We start from the raw sequence: 21,485 nt of genomic DNA, 5'->3' as shown, positions 1-21,485 counted from the left end.
ATGAACTCCGTGCCTCCACCCTCAACCGATCAGACCACGCCCCGCCGCAGTGAAGTCGACGACTGGCTGATCAGCCTCACGCCGACGACGGAGTCGCTGCAGCCCGAAGACATCATGTCGAGCGTGAGCTGGCGCGTTACGGTACCGCTTCGAACTCTGCGTCTTCGGGAGCGAGTGCGTGCCGCACGATCGGGCACGCTTGTGCTCGACCGAAGCGGCCATGCCGCCGGTTCGGCGCTCAAGCGTGCCAGGCGTGCCCTGCATTCGAGGCTGACCGAGGTTGCGCCCGTGCTTCTGCCCTCGCGCGCGGCAACGGGGTTCTCAAGCGTCTCGCTGGAAGAGCTGATCGAGCTCTTGACGGCAGCGGTCTGTTCCAGCCCGAATAAGGCAGACCTGTGGCTGCTGATGATCGCGGTGAGCGGCTGTTTTCCCGATCAGGCACAGCTTCTCGGCCTCTGGCGCGACCTTCGAGGGGTGGCAGGCCGCGACGCTTCGATGCGCATTCTGCACCACTGCGGCGTCTGGACAGCGCGGCACCACTCACGCATGCGGTCGATGACCCTCGTGACCGATCAACCCGTGATCTTCGTCGATTCCACGTGCCGCTCTGGTTCGGTCTCGGCCATCGCGCGAATCACTCGCGGGCTGGCGACCGAATGGAAGAAGGTCGAGCCCGTCACCGTGGCCGCCCTCGACAGCGACGGCGTGGCGTTACGGGCACTCGGCTCTGCTGAACGCAAACGCGTGTTCGCCTGGAATCAGGGCATGATCGCCGAGCGTAGCGACGATCAAGAGTCCGCTGCCGCGCCATCGCTCGTGGTGCCGTGGAACACGACCGTGGTGCTGCCCGAGACGCCTTCCGGGCTCGGCGCAGAGACGCTCGCGGCTCTGGCACGATTCAGCAACAACCGCACGGTGGCTCTGGTCTACGACCTGATTCCCTCGATCAGCGGGCACCTCGTCGACCGGGAAACGAGTCTCCGCTTCGTGAACTACCTCTCTATGCTCAAGCATTTCGATCTGGCCATCGCCGTCTCCGAGTCAGCGCACACGGCGTTCAGTGAGTATTCGGCCGAGCTGGCCACGCAAGGCCTCGTCGGCCCTCGGATCGGCAGCGCGCAGCTGCCACTGACTCGTCTCGGTGCCAGTCTCGGTGACGACTCCAAACAGAAGCCGGGGCTTTCACCGACCACAGCACCGGAGCCTGACGACTCGCCGTCGCGCGCTGAGAACCTGCCGCTCGTGCTGACTGTCGGCAGCAACGAATATCGCCGGAATCAGCTCACCGTGATCTTCGCAGCCGAGGTACTCTGGCGCGAAGGCAAGCGATTCCGGTTGCGCATCATGGGGGGCGAGGGTGATGCCGAGTATTCCGCCGTGCGAGACGCCGTGGCAACCCTGAGCGCTGCGGGCCGGGAGATCGAGTTGAGCACAGACGTGACCGACGACGAATTAGCGCTTGCTTACGACGCGGCCAGATTCACGGTGTACGTTCCACTGCACGACGGCGCGCCCCTCGTTCTGGCAGAATCTCTCGCCTGGCGAACCCCTGCCGTGACCACGAACTACGGCAGCACCGCCGACCTCGCGGCCGCTGGCGGCTGCCTCGTCGTCGACCCGCACAGCGACGACGAGGTCATCGCGGCAGTTCGAACGCTGCTGAACGATGAAGAACTGAGCCTGCTCCATCGCGAGATCGATGAACGCCCCGCCCGCACGTGGGCCGACTTCTGTTCGGATGTTCGAACGGCTCTCACCGACGAAAGCGCTGTAGCCCGATGAGCGACAATCTCAACACCCACCTCAACCTCGTCACGATCGTCACCCAGTTCGGCGGTTCTGCCGAGGGCCGTGGCGATACCCAGCTGATCGGTGAACTCGCGCGCCTGCTCGATGCAGATGCGGCGTGGCCCCGGCTCTGGCTGACCTGGGCGACGCTTCGCGGCGAGCTGCCACTCGAACACGATCTCATCGAATTCAGCCGCCACCTTCGGCTCTCCGGAGCCGCTCCGGCGATCGCCGCCATCAATCGGCGGCACGATCTCACCGTCTTCGGGTATGCCGGTACGGTCGAGATCGTCAGTAATGCGGTCATCGTCGACGTGCATCACACCGCGCAAACCGATGCCATCTCTGGAATCCAACGGGTCGTGCGCGAGACCGTAGGTCGGTGGAAGCAGAACCACGACGTCGTTCTCGTCGCGTGGACGCACGATCACCGCGCCCTTCGGCGTCTCACTGAAGCCGAATCGGCTCGCATCAGACCGACGAGTTCGGGCGACGGAATCGTGCTCAGCAGCACGGAACACGACGCCGAGTCATCGCGCTCGGCCCGCGCGATGCCGATTTTCGTTCCGAACGGCGGCGCGCTGATCGTTCCCGAATTGGCGGCCGACTCCGGCCGCGCCGAACGATTGCTGGCGCTCTCGAGATTCTCAGGCATACCGACGTCGTATATCGTGCATGACCGCGTACCGGTGACGTCGGGCGAGACCACGCCGGCCCCGATCGCCGCACAGTTTCCGCTCTATCTCGACGCGCTCGCCTACTCCGGCACGCTCGCCGCCAACTCCGCGTCGACCGCGCGCGAATTCGAGTCGTGGAGGAAGACGCTGGCCGCGTCCGGCCGCACCAGTCCGAACATCATCACCGTGCCGCTCGGCGGTGAAACCGTGAGAATCACCGACGACGAGCACGATGCCGCTGGCGAGAACCTGTTGGTCGGTGAGGTGACGCTGTCGCTCACCGACCCGCCGATGGTGCTCGTGGTGGGCTCGCACGAACCACGCAAGAACCATCTGCAGGTGCTACATGCGGCACGGTCGTTGTGGGTGCGCGGGGTCGATTTTCAGCTGGTATTCGTTGGTGGAGCCGGGTGGAACAGCGGCGAATTCGACCATCTCGCCGTGTCGTTGAAGAGTGACGGGCATCCACTCACCATCGTGAAGGTCGCAACCGACGAACTGCTTTCGCGGGTCTACCGGCACGCCGTGGTCTCTGTGTTCACATCGTTGCACGAGGGGTTCGGCCTCCCCATCGTCGAGTCGCTGCGCGCGGGAACGCCGGTCATCACGTCTGCCGTAGGCAGCATGCAAGAGCTGGCAGACACGTATTCCGGGGTCGTCACCGTCGACCCTCGCTCTGACGAGGCGCTCGAAGAGGTTCTGTTCGGTCTGCTGACCGAGCCCGATCGACTGGCCGAGCTCACGACCGCACTCGACTCCAACGTCTACGTCACCTGGGACGAGTACGCCGAACGCACCTGGCACGAACTGGTCTAGTAGACCTGCGCGCCGTCGACATACAAGGTCGAGTTCGTGCTCATCTCATAGATCTCGAGTTTGAGCGTGTCGTGGTCTGCATTGGTGATGGGCAGATCGACCCGCACCAGAGTCCAATCAGCGCCGACGGTGAACGGCACAGAGGCATTCTCTGTCGTGCCGCCGAGACCCCACAGCGCAAGGATGCCCGTGAAAGTCTTCGTGGGATCTGCTGATCTCACCCACACCTCGGCGGTGAAATCTTCTCCCACGAGCGGGGTTCGCGAAATGGACTGCGCCAGCGAACTGTTCGCGGTCTGCGTGTTCGTCGCGGCGAAATAGCTGCCGAACTTGGGTACGATGCCCGTTTGACTCTGGCTGTACACTGCGAAATTGATGCTGCCGTTACCGGCGGTCCAGTTCGTCGACGAGTTGTTCTCGAACCCGCCGGCGGTGGTCAGGTTCTTGCTCAGAATGCCGTTGTCGAGCCAGAGCGTCGTGTTCACGGTGTTCTCGTAGATCTCAGGCTTCAACTGGGTCACCGAGAGGTCGCTCGCGTCGTAGGTGACAGTGATCTTCTGCCAGGCCTGACCCACTGTGAACGGGGTCACCGAGTTCGTCGACCCCGAAGGCGACAAGCCCCAGAGGGCGAGCATGCCGGTCACCTGCTGATTCGGGTCTGACGAGCGCAACCACATCGAGAACGAGTAGCGATCGCCCTGTTTGAGCGTCACCGGAATCTGCTGGGCAAGCGACCGGTCAGCGACCGTGGTGTTCATCGCGGCGTACGACGAGCCCGATTCAGCAATAGACGGGTCTTGATAGACCGCTCTGTTGACGAAGCCGTTTCCCGGCTGCCAGAGCCCCCAGGCTCCTCCTTCGAACGAAGGGTACGACAGCATGTTCTGAAGCGGTGGCGCGGTGCCGAAGGCCAGAGCGGCACTGTCGATATTCAGGGTGCCGTCGGTAGAGGCCATGTAGATATCGAGCCGGATGGTCGAATGCGGTGACTGACGAATGGGCAGTTTCACCGTGATCTGCTGCCACGTGTTACCGACGCTGAAGTTCGTCGATGCGACCTCGGTCGCCCCGTCGAGACCCCACAGCGCAACGGTGCCATTGAACGGTTTCGGAAACGCAGATTTCAGCCAGACCGTGGCGGTGACCTGGTCGCCGACCGCCACCGGTCGCTGCACGTCTTGAGAGTCGGCCCGGCCAGAGACTGGGGTGTTCGATGCCATGTAGTACGAGCCGGCTTGAGCCCCGGCCGGGTCTCGGTAGACCACCCGGTTCACGTCGCCGTTGCTGGAGAACCAGCCAGCAGAAGATCCGTTCTCAAAACCCGGCGAAAGCAGAGAACCGCCGGTCGGGTCGCCGAACCAGGTCGAGAACAACACCCAGAAATTGCGGTTGCCGTAGGCCGAGCATGAGTCGCCGGTGCCGTACAGATTCGCAAGGGCGGCGGCGTTGGGCTGATACGGAGTGTAGATGTACAGATTCGCCGTGGCCTGATTTTGAATGTACACGGGAGCCGAGCCGCACGAGACGCTCGGGTTGTACAGGATGTTGTTCACGCGCCCGGGCTGATAGCTCCACGACGTGCTGTTCTGGGTGTAGATCTGGAATTGGCGAGCGGCCGAGTAGATCTGGTTGAAGAACCCGGCGTAGGCCGGGTCGCACGGCGCGCTGTCGGTGCACAAGAAGCCGAGCGCGGCGTTGTACATGTACGCCGTGGGTGACGAACTCGAAACCAGACCCTGTTCTTTCTCGAGCATCACCAGCAGAACCTGGGGATTGATATTGCACGCCTGGCCGACTTTGACGATCAGCTGTGCTGCAGACTCATTCGCCGACCCCGAATACGCCGAACAATATCGGGTCGCTGCCAGACTCGGCGTCGCCTGAGAGAAGTTCTTCAGGCAGGGCTGGCCGTTCGACGCTCGGCAGGTGGGTTCTTGAGCGTTCAGGAAGGCCTGGGCCTGATCGGCGCTGATGGCGCCCGCATCATAGAAGGTCGAGTCGCTGATGATGTTGCCGGCATTGAACGAACTGCCGCTGAGCGCCTGCGCCGGCGGCGCAGAACTCACCCCGACGGCGACCCCCGCGCACACTAGAAGGGCAGCCGTGATCACTGCGCCGACCAGGCGCTTGAGACGACCCCGGCGTTCGAGTCGTGAGGCTGTGGAGGTCTGCACTAGGGAATCTCGACGATCGTCGCGGCCGATTCACCGGCTGAGGTCGCCGAGCTGTACGACACGACCACCTGCCACGAACCCGTGGTAAGTGAAGCTGAACTCACACTCAGCTGACCGCAGTCGGTGGAGGCCGCGGAGGCACTCGACACGGCGGTTCCGCTGACCTGAGTCTGCCCGAGTGTCGCCGTTGCCGTGCAGGTTCCGCCCGATTCGGCGATTTCGGGGATGAGAGCCGAGACAGAGATCGCCGACGAGGCCGCGTCCCAGGTCGCAGACGTGATGAACGGCGTCACGGCGCCGATCGCCGGTGCCGCCGAGGCGGTGGGAGTCGCCGTCGCGGTGGGTGTCGGGGTGGCGGTGTGCGTGCCGCCAGGCGTCGTACCCGGCGTCGAAGTGATGGTCGCCGCCGCTGTCGGCGAGGCGCTCGGGTCAGCCGAAGTCGCGCCCCGAGAGCCGCCCTGCACCAGCCAAAACCCGAGCCCTGCGAGAACCACAAAGACTACGATCACGACGACGATGATCACGACACGGTTGCGGCGGCGGTTCTGCATCGGCTTCGATGACCCTTTCGCTCGGCGCAAATCAGATGCCAGCATAAGTCGCATGCCCGGCCTGCCGAGGTCCATCCGATCGGCGAGTCGAAATCTCCCGTTACCATTGAACCCATGCCCGACCACGCAACACCTGCTTCCGCCGCGCATCTGAGTCGTGCCCACGTCGATTCCTGGCTGCTGAGCCTTGGCGCAGAGGTCGGCGAGAATCCACCGAGCATCGAAGAATTGCGAGCGAGCGCGAGCTGGCGGGTGACCAAGCCGTTGCGGGCTGTGCGTGGCCGGGAACGACTCTCGCGCGTTCGTTCGCGCCGGCTGCCGTTCAGACTGCCGAGCCTCGACGCCTCCAGCGATCTCGAGTCGAGCCGCGAAGCCCTGCACCAGAGGCTGAGAGCGATTGAGCCGCACCTCCTGCCTCATCAGCCGTCAGCACACCGACCCGCGCTTTCGGTCGAAGAACTGCTGGGTGAGCTGTGCGCTCGAGCTCTTGCCGATCAGTCTTCCGAAGACTCCGAGCACCCACGCGCCTCACTCTGGCTCGTCATCGTGGCGGTCAGCGGCTGCTTTCCAGACCACAACCTGCTTCTGGGGCTGAGCCGCGACATCTCCGAGGCAACCGAACGCGAGGCTGTTGCACGAATTCTTCATCACTGCGGTGTCTGGGCCACACGCCACGGCTCGGCCCAGCGCCGCATCTCTGTGGTCGACGACAAGATCGTCGCCTTCGTCAACCTCACCGGGCGCTTCGGGTTCAACTCGGGGGTGCAGCGGGTTACCCGCGAGACCTTGGCTCGCTGGTATCCGTCTGGCGAGATAGAGCTCACGGTCATGACCGACGACGGCACGGCACTTCGCGCGCTGGGCGAGAGCGAGGCCGACCGGGTGATCGCCTGGAATCAGACCAAGAGTGACGACACGTCAGAACTCGACGACGATGATTTCGCGCTCATCGTGCCCTGGCGCACCACCCTGTTCCTACCCGAGATCGTCTCTGGCACGAATGCACTGACGCTCGGCGCCCTCGCCCGATTCACACCGAATACCTGCGTCGCGCTCGTCTACGACAGCATTCCGGCCTCGACAGGCTTCGCCGTTCCGCGGCTCGAGAATCTACGCTTCTCGACCTACCTTTCGATGCTCAAGTATTTCGATAAAGGCATCGCCATCTCAGCTTCGTCAGCCGAAGAATTTCAGGGGTTCACCGCCGCTCTCGAGGCACAGGGGCTTCGCGGGCCAGAGATCACGAGCGTTCTGCTGCCCATCGAACACATTCCAGAAACAGACGGTGCTGATGAGCCGTCGGCAGACGAACTGCCTCTCGTTCTGTCTGTGGGCAGCAACGAGCCGCGCAAGAACCAGCTCGCCGTGATCTACGCGGCAGAGGTGCTCTGGCGCCGAGGCCTCGCTTTTCGGCTGCAGATCGTCGGAGGCCGAGGCGACACGGGTCTGACCGAGATCGGCGAGGCCGCACGTGCACTTCGTTCCCTCGGTAGAAGCATCGAGGTGCTTCGCGACGTTGATGAGTCGACGCTTTCGCGCGCGTACAAAAGCGCTCGGTTCAGCGTCTTCGTCTCGCTGCACGAGGGCTACGGCCTGCCCGTCGCAGAGTCTCTCGCGGTGGGCACTCCGGTCGTCACAACGAGGTACGGCAGCACGGCTGAGATCGCCGAGGGTGGTGGCTGCATTCTGGTCGACCCGCGCGACGACGACGAGATCGTCGAGGCCATAGCGAGTTTGCTCACCGATGACACCCTGCTCGGCTCACTGAACGAACAGATCGACGCTCGGCGCGACGCGACCTGGGATGACTATGCCGTCGCGATTCGAGCGAGCGTCACCGGCGAATCCGGAGCGCTCGCATGATCGCGTCAGACGACCGCCTGCAGAGTCTCGAAGAACTGATCGGCTACCTCGGCGGCTCGGTGCGCGGTTCGACATCAGACGACCACTTCGAACAGCTCGGTGAACTACTCGACGAACGCACCGACTATGCCCGGCTGTGGCTGGTGTGGTGCACCCTGCGAGGCGAACTTGCCGTAGAAGGTGACATTCTGGCGTTTCGGCGCGATGTGAAGCTGAACGGGGGTCGCTTCGCCCTCGACGGGCTCGGCCAACGAGTCGACCACTCCATCTTCGGGTACGGCACCACCGTCGACATCGTGACTGGCGCCATTCTGGTCGACGTGCACGACACGTGCCGAACCGACAAGATCTCGGGCATTCAGCGGGTCGTTCGAGAAACGGTCTCACGATGGGCCCAGCAGAACGATCTGCAGCTCGTGGCGTGGACACACGATCGGCAAGGGTTGCGCCATCTCAGCGCCACCGAGAAAAGCCGAGTGCTCGATAAAACCGCTGCAACCAGCGCGGCCGACGACCCGATCGAACGCGAACGGCTGATCGTTCCCAACGGCGGTCTTCTGATCGTTCCCGAGCTCGCCCTCGAAAGCGAACGCGCGGCACGGCTGTTGTGCATGGGCAGATTCGCCGAAACGCGAACGGCTTTCATCGGCCACGATCTCGTTCCTATTACCTCGGGCGAGACGTCGATCGACTCGGTGGCCTCTCACTTTCCGCTCTACCTCGACGCGGTCGGCTACGCTGCGGGCGTGGCGGGCAACTCGGCGTCGACCAGCGCCGAGTTCGACGCCTTCAAGCTGATGCTCGCGGCCTCCGGTCGATCCGGCCCGGTCGTGAAGCCGGTGTTCTTGGCCGCAGACATCGTCGAACCGAGCGCGGCAGACCTGGCCGCGGCGCGCAAGCGGCTCAACCTGGGCGACGAGCCGCTGGTACTCGTCGTCGGCACGCACGAGCCGCGCAAGAACCACTTGGCCGTTCTTCAGGCAGCGCGGAGCCTCTGGCGATCCGGCCTGTCGTTTCGGCTCGCCTTTCTCGGCAGCTCGGCGTGGGGAAGCGACGCGTTCGATCAGTTCGCCGCGGTGCTTCACGAGCAGGGCTACCCGATCGTCGTCTTGCGCACCGTCACCGATTCTTTGCTTGCGGCCAGCTACCGGCTAGCCAGCGTGTCTGTCTTCGTGTCGTTTCACGAAGGCTTCGGATTGCCTGTCGTCGAATCGCTGCGGTCGGGCACCCCGGTGATCGCGTCGAACTTCGGCAGCATGAAAGAGATCGCCGATCGCTACGCCGGGGTGCTCACCGTTGACCCGCGCTCCGATCGGCAGATCGCTAAGACGCTCTCCCGAGTGCTCTCTGAACCGGCGATCTTGACTGAAATGCAACAACTGCTGAGCAAAAACCATTACCGTAGCTGGGACGACTACGCGAACGAAACATGGCAGTTCTTCACCGCGCTCACTGAAGACCCCTCGGTGCTGCCCGTCGCGGCAGACGAGAATGGAACACAGAATGCCTAAGTACGCTCTCGTCGCGGGAGGATCCGGATTCCTCGGTTCTCACCTGTCTGACGAACTCCTTGCGAGAGGCTACAACGTCGTAGCGATCGACAACTTCATCACGGGCTCACCGTCGAACGTGGCACACCTCGCCGACAACCCCGCCTTCACACTGATCGAACTCGACGCGGCCGACGCTGAAACCGTGCCGTTTCGATTCGATCTGGTGCTGCACTTCGCGAGCCCCGCCTCGCCGCCACTGTACCTGCAGCACCCGATCGAAACGCTTCACGCCGGTTCGAACGCCACCGAAGCGCTGTTGAATGTGACTCGCCGCGACGGAGCCCGCTTCGTGATGGCCTCCACCTCAGAGATCTACGGCGACCCTTCGGTGCACCCGCAGGTGGAGGAATACTGGGGCAACGTCAATTCGATCGGCGTGCGCAGCGTCTACGACGAGGCGAAGCGGTACGCCGAGGCGATCACCTTCGCCTACCGGCGCACATTCGAGACCAATACAGCGGTGGCACGGCTCTTCAACACCTACGGGCCACGCATGTCGTACAACGACGGGCGAGCGATTCCGAGCTTCGTCAAGGCGGCGCTGAGCAACGAGCCGATTCCGTTGCACGGCGACGGCAGCCAGACCCGATCACTGTGTTTCGTCAGCGATCAGGTGGCGGGAATTCTCGCCCTCGCAGAGAGCAGCGAAGCTGGTCCCATCAACATCGGCAACCCGCACGAACAGACCGTCTTAGAAATCGCCGAAGCGGTGGTACGAATCGCGGGCAGCTCGTCGGTCGTCGAAGTGCAGCCTCGTCCGCTCGACGACCCCGAGCGTCGCCAGCCCGATATCAGCAAGGCCAAGCGCCTGCTCGGCTGGAGCCCCAAGGTCGGCGTCGAAGAAGGCCTCACCATCACCGTCGACTGGTTTCGCAACAATCGAGAGGGCACAGGAATCAGCCCAGTATGAAGCTCTCTGTGCTGATGCCCGTCTATAACGAACAAGCCACCCTCGAACGCGTGATCGCGCGGGTGCTCGCCATCCGGTGGCAACAAGAACTCGACGTCGAATTCGTCATCGTCGACGACGGAAGCGCAGACCGCACCGCCGAGATCCTCGATGCACTGACCGATGACCGTGTCGTGGTCTTTCATCAGCCCGTGAACCGTGGCAAGGGAGCCGCGATTCGAAAGGCCGCTCAGCTTGCGACGGGCGATTACATGATCGTCTGCGATGCCGACGAAGAATATCGGCCGGAACAGATTCCGGAGCTGGTTCAAGCGGTGCTAGACGACGAGGCTCTCGTCGTCTACGGCACGCGCACGTTCAGCAGCCATACGTCGTTCTCGTACTGGTATGTGATCGGCAATCGTGGCGTGAACCTGGCAGCGAACATCCTGTTCAACTCGTACATTTCAGACGTGGAGACGTGTTTCAAACTGATGCCCCTCTCGCTTTACCGTTCGCTCTCGATCACGTCGAACGGTTTCGGTATGGAGGCCGAGGTGACGGGCAAGCTGTTGGCCCGTGGTTACCGACCGTACGAGATTCAGATCTCATACAAAGCGAGGTCTCGCGCAGAAGGTAAGAAGATCACCGCTCGCGACGGGTTCGAAGCACTGTGGATTCTGCTGAAGATCAGATTGAGAGAAGGGTCGCGGAGTCGGCCGGCCGATGCGAAATGACGACGATGCCAAGCTTTTGGGTGACACGGTGAGCGACCCGATCGCGGGCGCCGAGTCGGCCATACCCGAACCCCCAGCGGGAATGCAAGGAACCCCCGGGTTCATGCTGCGCGTGGTCAAAGACTACCGAGTGGCCTTTCTGATTGTGGGAACGGCGAACACGGTCATCGGCTTTCTCTGGTTCGCGCTCTTTCAGGCGACCATCGGCCAGGTCTGGGGCTACATGGCCACCCTGCTCTTCGCGCACGTGGCGAGCGTGCTCTGCGCGTTCATCCTGTACCGCCGCTTCGTCTTTCGCGTTCGTGGGCATGTCTGGCGAGATCTGGCTCGCTTCGAGTCGGTCTATCTGGTCGCCCTCGGCATCAACGCCATTCTGCTGCCGTTGCTCGTGGAATTCGGCCATCTGATTCCCATCGTCGCTCAGGCGCTGATTGTGTTCGTGACCACCCTGGTGAGCTTCTTCGGGCACAGAAACTTCTCATTCAGGCGAAAATCTGCGGCTTCAGAAGCAGAAAAGACCGACAAACCTCAGGTGAGCGACTCATGACCCACAAGATCTCGGTGGTCGTTCCGGCCTACAACAACGCCGATTACATCGCCGAAACGATCGATTCGATCCTCGCGCAGACCTATCAGAACTTCGAACTGATCATCGCCGATCACTCTTCGACCGACGAGACCAAAGCGGTGCTCGCCCGCTACTCCGACCCCAGAATCACTCTGCTCGACACCCCGGCAGGCGGCGGGGCCCTTCGCAACTGGAACCGAGTCACCGAGGCAGCCACCGGCGAGTATCTCAAGCTCGTCTGCGGCGATGACATTCTCTACCCGCGCGCACTCGAGGTTCAGCTTGCCGCCATCGAGAACGAACCCGCGGTGACGCTGGTTGCATCGACACGAGACATCGTGGATGCTCGGGGCACGGTTGTCGTCGCCAAGCGCGGCCTCGCGGGAATCTCGGGCACAGTACCCGGAGCGCAGGCCGTTCGGCGTACGGTCGTCGTCGGCAGCAACATCTTCGGCGAGCCGGCCTGCACGCTCATCCGTCGAAGTGCTCTGGTCGAGGCCGGCCTCTGGGACGCGCAGTTTCCGTACCTGATCGACGAGACGACCTACTCGCGGGTACTTCTCACGGGTGATTTTCACGCAATCAGCGAACCGCTGGCGGCCTTTCGGATCAGCGACTCTCAGTGGAGTGTCAGACTCGTTCAGCAACAATCGTCACAGGCGGCTGCATTCCATCGGTGGCTGCACAGCGAGCACCCGGGCGTCATTTCTTCGCTCGACGTTCGCGTGGGAAATTCTCGTGCGTGGTTGATGGCGCGCATACGCCGGTTTGCCTACCTCTGGCTTCGCAGAAGGATGAATACGATCGATGAGTAAACCGCGCTTCGCCACCAGGCTGCTGCATTCAGACGCCCCCTGGTATGCGCTCACCGCCGGTATCACGGCACTGCTGACGTATTTCGCTCTCGGTCTTCGCTACGCGGCGCTCTCGATTCCGTGGCTCTACAACGGCGATGCGCTCTCGACCGCCGACCATTTCAAGACCACGCTCGAACAGGGCTGGTACGAACACAACCCCAATCTCGGCGCACCGTCGGGCCAGTTCTACAACGACTTTCCCGTTGCTGACAATCTGCACATGATCGCGGCGAAGGTGCTTGGCCTCTTCAACGGCCAGTGGCCGATCGTGCTGAACATGTACTACTTCATCGGCTTCATTCTGGCCGCCTTGGGGGGGTACTGGTTTTTTCGGGTCTGCAACATGTGGCGGCCTCTCTCCGTGGCACTGGCCGTTCTCTATGCACTGGCGCCGTACCACTTCATTCGCGGCGAATCCCACCTGTTTCTGGCTTCGTACTACTGCGTGCCGCTCGGCCTGGGCATTCTGATCTGGATCATGCGCGGGGAATCCGTCTGGACCGCCCGCACCTCGCGCTATCGCTGGTGGGGAGTGCTCACGGGCCGAGGGGCGTTCACGGTGGTCGCTCTCGCGCTGCTGGCCACGTCGTCGACCTATTACGGCGTCTTCTTGATCATCCTGCTCGCGTTCGCAACGCTGTTCGTGCTGATTCGCGATAGGAACTGGCGAAAGTTTCTCGGCGCGATCGGGGTCGGTGCCGTGACCGTTGTCGTCATGCTGATCAATATGGCGCCTGACGTCATTTTCGGCTGGACCAATGGTGCGAACCCCGGCGGCTTCTTTCGAAACGCAGACGACTCCGAGGTGTATGCCCTCAAAATCACGCAGCTCCTGCTGCCGTGGACCGGCAACAGAATCGCCTTTCTGCGAGATTTTCGGGCTCACTACGACCAGACTTTCCCGCTGCCGTCCGAGGAACCCGCGCTCGGCTTGGTCGCGGCACTCGGCCTCATCATCACATTCCTCGTTGTCGCCTACATGGTGGTCGCGTGGCGGCGAACGCGTGCTCTTCGCGCCGAATCGGCCCACCATGTCGAGACGATCGGTTATGTCTCTGTTCTCACCCTGATCGCCTTTCTGTTCTCGACGGTCGGCGGCCTCTCCACCCTCATTTCGTTCGTGACCACCGCACTGCGCGGCTGGAACCGCATGTCGATCGTCATCGCCGCCCTGTGCCTTGTTGCATTCGGTCTATCGCTCCAATTGCTGCTCACCTGGATGTTCAAACGGTTCAAGCTGCACAAAGTCGTAGCTGGAGTCACCGTCGGGGTGATCTCGCTCGGCATTCTCGGAGTGGGCTACTACGACCAGACACCCGGAACCTTGGGCAGCGGATACGCGGGTATCGCCGCCACATACAACTCCGACAAGACGTTCTTCGCGGGCATTCAAGAATCGCTCCCGGCCGGTGCGAACGTGCTGCAATTGCCGTACATCCCGTTTCCTGAGAATCTCGCAGCTAATGGTCTGGTGGGCAGCGATGAACTCATTCCGTTCTTGCAAACGACGACCGTCGACTGGAGCGCGGGTGGTATCAAGGGGCGGCCGAAGTCTGATTGGCCGTATGCCGTCTCACAAGAACCGGGTGCCGATCTGGTCAAGCTCGCGGCGGGGTCAGACATGTCGGGCATTCTCGTCGACACGTGGGCATACGACGACAAGGGCGCCGCTGTCGTCAGCGCGCTCACGGCGGCCATAAGTGAGGCGCCGATCACCAGCGCAGACGGCCACTGGGTGTATTTCGACATCCGTTCTGAGCGAGCTGCGCTGTTGACGCAGTACACGCCCGAACAATTGGCGGCGATCGAGACCGCGGTGACCGACCCGATCGACCTCAGCCTACTGCCCGACTTCCACCCGACCTCGGCGGCCGATCTCACGGCGGGCGACTCGTCTCTGCCATCGCCGTCGTTCTCGCTTTTGAACGACCGGAGCGACTCCCCGACGGTGACGCTGTCATTCACTCTCGCCTTGCCGGCGACGGCGGGCGGTACTGCGACAGTCGCGTTCCCCGACGGTCAGAGTCAGACGGTGACGGTCGCTCCAGAAGGCACCGTGGTGACCCACAGGATGGTCGTTTCGCCCGGAACCAGCAAGGTTCAGGTGAATGTCGCCGGTGCGACAGCCGCCGCACCGCCGTTGGTTCACATCAGCGAACTGACTATCGCGCAGCAAGCAGTGACCGAATTTCTCGGGCAGTGACGCAGGCCAACAGTGATAAAGTCGACACCCGTGACAGATGACACCCCCGCTGCGGCGATCCAACCGCACGAGATCTCGATCGTCATCCCCGTCTACCAAGGCGAGCGCACCCTGGAATCGCTGATGCGCGAGATCGCTCCACTGACGACCGTTCAGCTGACCGCCGAGGGGTACCCCTATGTCGTTCGCGAGGCACTGCTCGTGTACGACAACGGCCCAGACGACTCTGCGCGGGTGATTCGCGAGCAGAGCGCCGAGCACCCATTCGTTCGTGCGGTCTGGTTGAGCAAGAACTCCGGGCAGCACGCGGCGACGCTGGCCGGTATGGCCTCGGCGGGCAGCGAGTGGATCGTCACGCTCGACGAAGACGGCCAGCACAACCCTGCCGATATACCCAATCTGCTCGACACAGCTCTCACCCGCCAGGCCACTGTGGTCTACGCGAAGCCGACGAACCCGCCACCGCACGGGTGGCTCCGCAACTCGGCGTCGAAGGGCGCCAAGTGGTTCTTGAGCACTGTCGCAGGCGGCGGCAATGCCTCGGATTTTCAGAGTTTTCGCCTTGTTCTCGGCAGTGTGGGCCGAAGTGTGGCCGCCTACTCCGGTTCGGGCGTGTACCTCGATATAGCGATGGGCTGGATCGCAGGACGGGTGACGACGTCTCCCGTCGAGCTGCGGTCGGAGGGCGATCGCCCATCGGGCTATTCCGCGCGGCGACTCTTCGGGCATTTCTGGCGCATGGTGCTGACCAACGGCACCCGGGGCCTGCGCTTGGTGAGCATTCTCGGGGTGCTGTTCGGGCTGTTCGGAATCGTGGTCGCTCTCTACATTCTCATCGCCCGGCTTACCTCTTCAGAAGTGCCGGCCGGCTGGGCTTCGACGATCGTGATCGTCTTATTCGGCACGGGTGCCATTCTGTTCTCGCTCGGGGTGATCGCCGAATATATCGGTATCAACGTGAACATGGCGATGGGCAAACCCCCCTACCTCATCACGACCGACCCCGAACTGGGCCCGTTGGGCCGTGCTCATCTGAAAAGCAATTCGGGTCTCTCGACTCCGCCCGTCGTCGAGCAGACACCTGTCGTCGTCGAGCAGACACCTGTCGTCGTCGAGCAGGCACCTGTCGTCGTCGAGCAGACGAAGCCGTCTGAATGACGGTCGCGACCTGGGTCGTCGGGTCGGGTGGGCTGTTGGGCAAAGCTCTCATGCGGCAGATCGCGGCACGCGATCACTGGCAGCTTCTGCCGCCAGAACCGCTCGATTGGCTCGACCAGCGCAGCGTCTTCGAAACGAGCACGAGCCAATTGCGACTTCTATTCGGTCAGCTCGGGCCCGATGATGAATGGTGCGTGCTCTGGGTGGCGGGCTCGGGGGTTATCGGCACCTCGCGAGACCACCTGAATCTCGAACGTGAACAATTTCGAGACGTTCTCGGCCTGATCGAGAAATCAGCGCGCGATGCCGGAGTGACGTCGCGCGGCACGGTTTTTCTCGCGTCTTCGGCCGGCGGGGTCTACGGCGGCTCAGCCAACCCGCCGTACACCGAGAACACGGCCGCTGTTCCGCTCTCGCCCTACGGCGAAACCAAGCTGGCCATGGAGGCCGAGCTCGATCGATTCGCCTCGAGCTCTGGCGTCTCGGTTCTCAAGGGCCGCATCGCCAATCTCTACGGCCCGGGCCAGAAGCTCAGCAAAATGCAAGGGCTGATCTCCACGCTGGCGAAGGCACAGTTCTCGCCCACCCCTGCTTCGATTTTCGTTCCGCTCGACACCGTGCGCGATTACCTCTTCGTCGACGACTGCGCCCAGCTGATCTGCGACGCGATCGACATGCTGCGGCAGACCGCCGCACTCGTCGGGCCGATCAACGTGACGAAAATACTCGCCAGCGGCGAAGGCGTCACGATCGGTGCGCTGGTGGGCTATTTTCAGGCCCTCACTAGAAGGCGCCCGCACGTCATGCTCGGCAGTTCGCCGACCATCTCGATGCAGGCACTCGATCTGCGCCTGAAGTCGGTCGTCTGGCCCGAGCTCGACGAGCGGTCGCTGACCTCGTTGCCGGCGGGCATCCACGCCACCATGCTCGATATTCTGGCGCATATTCAGGGCAGCCAGAACGAGGTCTGAGCAGTTCGAACTAGGCCCCGAGCATCCGGAGCAGGTATGTGCCGTAGCCGCTCTTGACGAGGGGCTTCGCAAGTTCGCGCACCTCGTCGTCGGTGATCCAGCCCGAACGCCAGGCGATCTCTTCGATGCAGCCGATTTTGAACCCCTGCCGGTCTTCGATGACGCGAACGAACTCGCTGGCCTGCACCATCGACTCGAACGTGCCAGTGTCGAGCCAGGCGGTGCCGCGGTCGAGCACGGTCACGCGTAAGGTGCCGGCCTCGAGGTAGCGTTCGTTGACGGTCGAAATCTCGAGTTCGCCCCGGGCACTCGGTTCGATCGACTTGGCGATGGCGATGACGCTGTTGTCGTAGAAGTAGAGGCCGGGCACGGCGAAGTTGCTCTTCGGATGCTCGGGCTTCTCTTCGATCGAAACGACGGTGCCCGACGCGTCGAACTCGACCACCCCGTACGCCTTCGGAGTCGACACTTGGTAGGCGAAGATGAGCGCGCCCTCGATCTCGAGGTTCTGCTGCATCGCCGAGCCGAGACCGGTGCCGTGAAAGATGTTGTCTCCGAGAACGAGCGCGACGCTCTGGTCGCCGATGAACTCTTCACCGATGAGAAAGGCCTGGGCCAGCCCGTCGGGGCTCTCTTGCACCGCGTACTCGAGGCGAATGCCCAGGTCTGACCCGTCGCCCAGCAGGTTTTCGAACTGACTGCGGTATTCGGGAGTGGTGATGACGAGAATCTCACGAATGCCGGCCAGCATCAGCGTGGCCAGCGGATAGTAGATCATCGGCTTGTCGTAGATGGGCATCAACTGCTTGCTGATGCCCTTGGTAATGGGCCAGAGCCGGGTGCCGCTGCCGCCGGCGAGAATGATTCCACGCATGAGGTGGGGAGCCTTATCTGTTCAGCGAAGCGTGAGTCAGCGAGTCGTAGTACGCGCGGCAGTCGGCCCAGGTGGGCAGCAGACCAGCTTCGGCCGCCGCGGTGAGGCCCGGCGCCTCGGTGTCTTTCGGGCTGAGCAGCGGGGTGCCCGCCTCGGGCGGAAAGGCCAGGGCGATCTGCTCGTCGAGCGGGTTGATGGCGTGCTCACGCTGGGGCTGAAAGACGTCGGTCACGAGGTAACTGATGGTCGCGTCGTCAGTGAGCGCCACAAAAGCGTGCCCGAGCCCCTCGGCGAGGTATACCGACCGGTGGTGGGTCTGGTCGAGCAACACCGCATCCCATTGCCCGAATGTGGGCGAACCTACCCTGATGTCGATGATGTAGTCGAGCACCGAACCCGCCATCGCGGTCACGAACTTGGCCTGCCCGAGCGGAATGTCGGCGAAATGAATGCCCCGCACCACCCCGCGCTTCGACACCGACACGTTCGCCTGCCGCAAGGCGAGTGGATGCCCGATCACAGCTTCGAGCTCGTCGAACCGGTACCACTCGAAAAACAGACCTCTGTCGTCTTCGTGCAGCCGCGGAGTGATTTCGTAGGAGTCTGGTATCGACAGTTCGCGAATATTCACCCCCGAATCTTACCCGGCGAAGGCTTTACTAAACTGGGGGCTTTGGTTCCCAGAAGAAAGTAAGCCATTCCTCATGAAGATCTTGGTCACGGGCGCAGCCGGCTTCATCGGCTCAAATTTCGTTCGCCGCACTCTCGCTGACGAGTACCCGGGGCTCGAGGGGGCCGAGGTGGTGGTGCTCGACGCGCTCACCTATTCGGGCAATCTCGAGAACCTCGCGCCTATCTCTTCGTCACCTCGGTACCGGTTCGTGCACGGCGACATTCGCGACGCGGCACTGCTCGACGAGCTGCTGCCCGGCATCGACGCGGTGGTGCACTTCGCGGCCGAATCGCACGTCGACCGTTCGGTGCGCGACGCGAGCATCTTCGTCGAGACGAACGTGCTGGGAACGCAGCGCCTGCTCGACGCGGCGCTCCGCAGCGGGCTCAAGCGCTTCGTGCACGTCTCGACCGATGAGGTATACGGGTCGATCTCAGAGGGCTCGTGGAGCGAAGACCACCTGCTCGAGCCGAACTCGCCGTACTCCGCGTCGAAGGCGTCGAGCGATCTGCTGGCCCGCTCGTATTACCGCACTCACGGCCTGAACGTGTCGGTCACGCGGTGCTCGAACAACTACGGGCCGTACCACTTTCCTGAAAAACTCATTCCGCTGTTCGTCACGAACCTCATCGACGGCGGCCGCGTGCCGCTCTACGGTGACGGAACGAACGTGCGCGACTGGCTGCACGTCGACGACCACACTCGCGCCATCGCGATGGTGCTGGTCGACGGCCGCGCCGGCGAGATCTACAACATCGGCGGCGGAACCGAGCTGTCGAACATCGAACTCACGAACCTGCTGCTCGACGCCACCGGGCGCGATTGGTCGGCGGTCGACCACGTCGAAGACCGCAAAGGCCACGACCAGCGCTACTCGGTCGACATCACGAAGATCAATCGTGAGCTGGGGTACACGCCGCTGGTTCCGTTCGAGCAGGGGCTCGCTGACGTGGTGCAGTGGTACCGCGACAACCGGGCGTGGTGGCAGCCACTGAAAGAGCGGGCGGCGCTGTGACGCGCTACCTGATCGCCGGTGCGGGCGGGATGCTCGGGCGAGACCTGCAGGCGGCGCTCGTCGCTCGCGGGGCTGTGGTCGCGCCGCACTCGAAGGGCGCCCCGCGCGCGACCGGCGGGGGCGAGATCTCGCCCGATACCGTCACCGCGCTGACCCGTGCCGAGCTCGACATCGCCGATCGCGAGGCCGTGCTGCGTGCGGCAGAAGGCGCCGATGTCATCGTGAACGCTGCCGCTTATACGAAGGTCGATGACGCAGAGACCCATGAGACCGATGCGTTCGCCGTGAATGCCACGGGCGCCGGCAACCTCGCCGTTGCCGCTCGCGAGAACGGGGCGGCGATCATCCAGGTGTCGACCGATTACGTGTTCGACGGGCGGGCCACCACCCCGTATGCCGAAGATTCGCCGCGAAACCCGGTGTCGGCGTACGGGCGCAGCAAGGCCGAGGGTGAGCTCGAGGTGCTGGGCGAGCATCCACTCGGCGCCTATGTCGTGCGCTCGGCCTGGCTGTGCGGCGAGCACGGCCCGAACTTCGCCCGCACGATGCTGCGGCTGATCGGCGAGCGCGAGACGGTGAGCGTGGTCACCGACCAGCACGGGCAGCCCACGTTCACGGCCGATCTGGCCGCGCACCTGCTGCTGCTCGTCGAGAGAGAGGCCCCCGTGGGCATCTACCACGGCACGAATTCGGGCGAAGCGTCATGGTTCGACTTCACACAGGCTCTGTTCATAGAAGCCGGTATCGATGCTGCTAGGGTCATGCCCACAGACAGTTCGCAGTTTGTTCGCCCCGCCACGCGGCCGCAGTACTCGGTACTGGGGCATGACGCGTGGTCCCGAGCGGGAATCGAACCCATGCGCAGCTGGCAGGTGGCTTTACACGAGGCCACCCAATCGGGAGTTTTTGGAGACAGATGGCAACGCTTCGGGTGATCGTTGACCAGATCGTAGCGCCGGTTCCGGGGGGAATCGGGCGTTATACCGAAGAACTCACGCGTGAGCTGATCAGCACGGCCCCGCGTGACTGCGTTGTTCAGGGAATCGTCTCCCGTCAGCCGCACGAGGCGATCGCCGACCTCGAAGCGCGGCTTCCGGGTCTGGCCGGCATCGAACGAACCTCGCTGGCCCGCCGTGAACTCTCGGCGGCCTGGCAGTACGGGCTGCTGACCGGCGCGAGCTCGGGAATGGTGCACGCCACCTCGCTGCTCGCCCCGCTCAAGAAGCACACTCAGCTGCACCAGCCCGGCGACCAGATCGCCGTGACGATTCACGATGTGGTGCCGTGGACGCACCCCGAAACCCTTACTCCGCACGGCGTCGCGTGGCACAAGGCCATGGCGAAGCGGGCGCGAAAGTACGCCGACGCCGTCGTGGTGCCGACCCACGCGGTGGCCGAAGAGCTGGCCCACTACGTCAACTTCGGCGACCGCGTTCGTGTCATCGGGGGTGCGGTCTCGTCGAAACTTCGGTTGCCGGTCGATGCGGATGCCCGAGCTTCAGCCCTGGGCCTGCCCTCCTCGTACGTGCTCGCCGTCGGCACCCTCGAACCGCGTAAGGGGCTCACTTCGCTCATCCAGGCCATGGCGCGGTCGGATGCCCCCGAGCTGCCGCTGGTGATCGCGGGGCCGAAGGGCTGGGGCGACCTCGATGTTTCTGCGGTGGCTTCCGAGGCCGGGCTTGAGGAGTCTCGGCTGATCGTGCTGGGCTTCGTGAGCGATGAAGATCTGGCGCTGGTGATCTCTCGCGCCACGGTGTTCGTCTACCCGAGCATGGCAGAGGGGTTCGGGCTGCCCGTGGTTGAGGCGCTGCATTTCGGTACCCCGGTCATCCACACCGATGTGCCTGCGCTGATGGAGGTGGCCGACGACGCGAGCATCGTGGTGCCCCGCGACGATGCGGCCGGCTTGCCCGAGCGCCTCGCGGCTGCGATCTCGCAGGTGGTGAACCATCCCGAGCTCGCCGAGCGCCTGCGCATCGTGGGTCTTGACCGCGCCCGTGCGTTCAGCTGGCGCGACTCCGCCGAAAAGGTCTGGCAGCTGCACGCCGACATCTGACGCAGACCCCTCTCTCATCTCGAGAGGGAGACATGGATCACGATATTCGCCCTAAAACGCGC

At 63.3% G+C, this 21,485-nt stretch carries 18 protein-coding genes; 14 read left to right on the top strand and 4 right to left on the bottom strand.

The genetic code is table 11. From position 1 onward, the window contains the following. Positions 1-9: 9 nt before the first annotated feature. Positions 10-1,782 (top strand): glycosyltransferase, encoded by a 1,773-nt coding sequence (locus tag IEX24_RS02505; RefSeq protein WP_188673129.1) that lies wholly within the window; start codon positions 10-12, stop codon positions 1,780-1,782. Next, the gene (locus IEX24_RS02500) at positions 1,779-3,281 is read left to right on the top strand and encodes a glycosyltransferase (protein ID WP_188673127.1); all 1,503 of its coding nucleotides are present in this window, start codon (positions 1,779-1,781) and stop codon (positions 3,279-3,281) included. Before IEX24_RS02505 ends, IEX24_RS02500 begins: the two co-directional genes overlap by 4 nt. On the opposite strand, the gene IEX24_RS02495 is transcribed toward IEX24_RS02500, so the two are convergent. Both IEX24_RS02495 and IEX24_RS02490 read right to left on the bottom strand, forming a co-directional pair. Then, positions 3,278-5,455 (bottom strand): carbohydrate binding domain-containing protein, encoded by a 2,178-nt coding sequence (locus tag IEX24_RS02495; protein WP_188673125.1) that lies wholly within the window; start codon positions 5,453-5,455, stop codon positions 3,278-3,280. The two genes, IEX24_RS02500 and IEX24_RS02495, sit on opposite strands and share 4 nt — an antisense overlap. Continuing rightward, on the bottom strand, positions 5,455-6,006 hold the full coding sequence (locus IEX24_RS02490) for a hypothetical protein (RefSeq protein WP_188673123.1): 552 nt from the start codon (positions 6,004-6,006) through the stop codon (positions 5,455-5,457). The genes IEX24_RS02495 and IEX24_RS02490 overlap by 1 nt, the downstream gene beginning before the upstream one ends. Positions 6,007-6,120: 114 nt before the next feature. On the opposite strand from IEX24_RS02490, the gene IEX24_RS02485 reads away from it, so the two are divergent. The 9 genes from IEX24_RS02485 to IEX24_RS02445 are packed head-to-tail and all read left to right on the top strand — an operon-like array spanning position 6,121 to position 16,805. Beyond that, entirely contained in the window at positions 6,121-7,869 is a 1,749-nt protein-coding gene (locus tag IEX24_RS02485) for a glycosyltransferase (protein ID WP_188673121.1), read from the top strand. Continuing rightward, the gene (locus IEX24_RS02480; RefSeq protein ID WP_188673118.1) at positions 7,866-9,380 is read left to right on the top strand and encodes a glycosyltransferase family 4 protein; all 1,515 of its coding nucleotides are present in this window, start codon (positions 7,866-7,868) and stop codon (positions 9,378-9,380) included. The genes IEX24_RS02485 and IEX24_RS02480 overlap by 4 nt, the downstream gene beginning before the upstream one ends. Further along, positions 9,373-10,332 (top strand): NAD-dependent epimerase/dehydratase family protein, encoded by a 960-nt coding sequence (locus IEX24_RS02475; protein WP_188673116.1) that lies wholly within the window; start codon positions 9,373-9,375, stop codon positions 10,330-10,332. Before IEX24_RS02480 ends, IEX24_RS02475 begins: the two co-directional genes overlap by 8 nt. Beyond that, positions 10,329-11,048 (top strand): glycosyltransferase family 2 protein, encoded by a 720-nt coding sequence (locus tag IEX24_RS02470; RefSeq protein WP_188673113.1) that lies wholly within the window; start codon positions 10,329-10,331, stop codon positions 11,046-11,048. Before IEX24_RS02475 ends, IEX24_RS02470 begins: the two co-directional genes overlap by 4 nt. Positions 11,049-11,076: 28 nt before the next feature. Beyond that, complete coding sequence (locus IEX24_RS02465; protein ID WP_229715045.1) at positions 11,077-11,595, top strand: GtrA family protein; 519 nt, start codon at positions 11,077-11,079, stop codon at positions 11,593-11,595. Continuing rightward, positions 11,592-12,431, top strand: coding sequence for a glycosyltransferase family 2 protein (locus IEX24_RS02460; RefSeq protein WP_188673110.1), 840 nt, complete (start codon positions 11,592-11,594; stop codon positions 12,429-12,431). The genes IEX24_RS02465 and IEX24_RS02460 overlap by 4 nt, the downstream gene beginning before the upstream one ends. Next, positions 12,424-14,676, top strand: coding sequence for a putative glycosyltransferase family protein (locus IEX24_RS02455; protein WP_188673107.1), 2,253 nt, complete (start codon positions 12,424-12,426; stop codon positions 14,674-14,676). Before IEX24_RS02460 ends, IEX24_RS02455 begins: the two co-directional genes overlap by 8 nt. Positions 14,677-14,706: 30 nt before the next feature. Then, complete coding sequence (locus tag IEX24_RS02450) at positions 14,707-15,834, top strand: glycosyltransferase (protein ID WP_203585953.1); 1,128 nt, start codon at positions 14,707-14,709, stop codon at positions 15,832-15,834. After that, positions 15,831-16,805 (top strand): NAD-dependent epimerase/dehydratase family protein, encoded by a 975-nt coding sequence (locus IEX24_RS02445; RefSeq protein WP_188673104.1) that lies wholly within the window; start codon positions 15,831-15,833, stop codon positions 16,803-16,805. Before IEX24_RS02450 ends, IEX24_RS02445 begins: the two co-directional genes overlap by 4 nt. 10 nt (positions 16,806-16,815) lie before the next feature. Here IEX24_RS02445 and rfbA read toward each other — a convergent pair whose 3' ends face one another. Beyond that, positions 16,816-17,679 carry a glucose-1-phosphate thymidylyltransferase RfbA gene (gene rfbA, locus IEX24_RS02440; RefSeq protein ID WP_188673102.1) on the bottom strand — a complete coding sequence of 288 codons (864 nt, stop codon included), beginning with the start codon at positions 17,677-17,679 and terminating at the stop codon, positions 16,816-16,818. 13 nt (positions 17,680-17,692) lie between these two features. Next, positions 17,693-18,310 (bottom strand): dTDP-4-dehydrorhamnose 3,5-epimerase family protein, encoded by a 618-nt coding sequence (locus tag IEX24_RS02435; RefSeq protein WP_188673100.1) that lies wholly within the window; start codon positions 18,308-18,310, stop codon positions 17,693-17,695. A gap of 73 nt (positions 18,311-18,383) precedes the next feature. Between IEX24_RS02435 and rfbB the strand changes: the two genes are divergently transcribed. Genes rfbB through IEX24_RS02420 form a run of 3 tightly spaced genes read left to right on the top strand, consistent with a single transcriptional unit; the run spans position 18,384 to position 21,423 of the window. Continuing rightward, a complete protein-coding gene (rfbB, locus tag IEX24_RS02430) occupies positions 18,384-19,367 on the top strand; it encodes a dTDP-glucose 4,6-dehydratase (protein ID WP_188673097.1) in 984 nt (327 codons plus the stop codon). Beyond that, positions 19,364-20,302 (top strand): dTDP-4-dehydrorhamnose reductase, encoded by a 939-nt coding sequence (gene rfbD / locus IEX24_RS02425; protein ID WP_188673094.1) that lies wholly within the window; start codon positions 19,364-19,366, stop codon positions 20,300-20,302. The genes rfbB and rfbD overlap by 4 nt, the downstream gene beginning before the upstream one ends. Continuing rightward, positions 20,284-21,423 carry a glycosyltransferase family 4 protein gene (locus tag IEX24_RS02420; RefSeq protein ID WP_188673091.1) on the top strand — a complete coding sequence of 380 codons (1,140 nt, stop codon included), beginning with the start codon at positions 20,284-20,286 and terminating at the stop codon, positions 21,421-21,423. The genes rfbD and IEX24_RS02420 overlap by 19 nt, the downstream gene beginning before the upstream one ends. Positions 21,424-21,485 lie beyond the last annotated feature (62 nt).

The sequence above is a fragment of the Subtercola lobariae genome (assembly GCF_014640255.1).
GTDB classification, from domain to species: domain Bacteria; phylum Actinomycetota; class Actinomycetes; order Actinomycetales; family Microbacteriaceae; genus Subtercola; species Subtercola lobariae.
Note: the sequence above shows the minus strand (reverse complement) of the source record. Positions and strands in the feature narration are given on the sequence as shown.

Excerpts from the sequence above, each read along its gene's own strand:
- IEX24_RS02500 (WP_188673127.1), top strand. The coding sequence starts at position 1,779 with ATGAGCGACAATCTCAACACCCACCTCAACCTCGTCACGATCGTCACC.
- IEX24_RS02490 (WP_188673123.1), bottom strand. The coding sequence starts at position 6,006 with ATGCAGAACCGCCGCCGCAACCGTGTCGTGATCATCGTCGTCGTGATC.
- IEX24_RS02485 (WP_188673121.1), top strand. The coding sequence starts at position 6,121 with ATGCCCGACCACGCAACACCTGCTTCCGCCGCGCATCTGAGTCGTGCC.
- IEX24_RS02480 (WP_188673118.1), top strand. The coding sequence starts at position 7,866 with ATGATCGCGTCAGACGACCGCCTGCAGAGTCTCGAAGAACTGATCGGC.
- IEX24_RS02475 (WP_188673116.1), top strand. The coding sequence starts at position 9,373 with ATGCCTAAGTACGCTCTCGTCGCGGGAGGATCCGGATTCCTCGGTTCT.
- IEX24_RS02470 (WP_188673113.1), top strand. The coding sequence starts at position 10,329 with ATGAAGCTCTCTGTGCTGATGCCCGTCTATAACGAACAAGCCACCCTC.
- IEX24_RS02460 (WP_188673110.1), top strand. The coding sequence starts at position 11,592 with ATGACCCACAAGATCTCGGTGGTCGTTCCGGCCTACAACAACGCCGAT.
- IEX24_RS02455 (WP_188673107.1), top strand. The coding sequence starts at position 12,424 with ATGAGTAAACCGCGCTTCGCCACCAGGCTGCTGCATTCAGACGCCCCC.
- IEX24_RS02445 (WP_188673104.1), top strand. The coding sequence starts at position 15,831 with ATGACGGTCGCGACCTGGGTCGTCGGGTCGGGTGGGCTGTTGGGCAAA.
- rfbA (WP_188673102.1), bottom strand. The coding sequence starts at position 17,679 with ATGCGTGGAATCATTCTCGCCGGCGGCAGCGGCACCCGGCTCTGGCCC.
- rfbB (WP_188673097.1), top strand. The coding sequence starts at position 18,384 with ATGAAGATCTTGGTCACGGGCGCAGCCGGCTTCATCGGCTCAAATTTC.
- IEX24_RS02420 (WP_188673091.1), top strand. The coding sequence starts at position 20,284 with ATGGCAACGCTTCGGGTGATCGTTGACCAGATCGTAGCGCCGGTTCCG.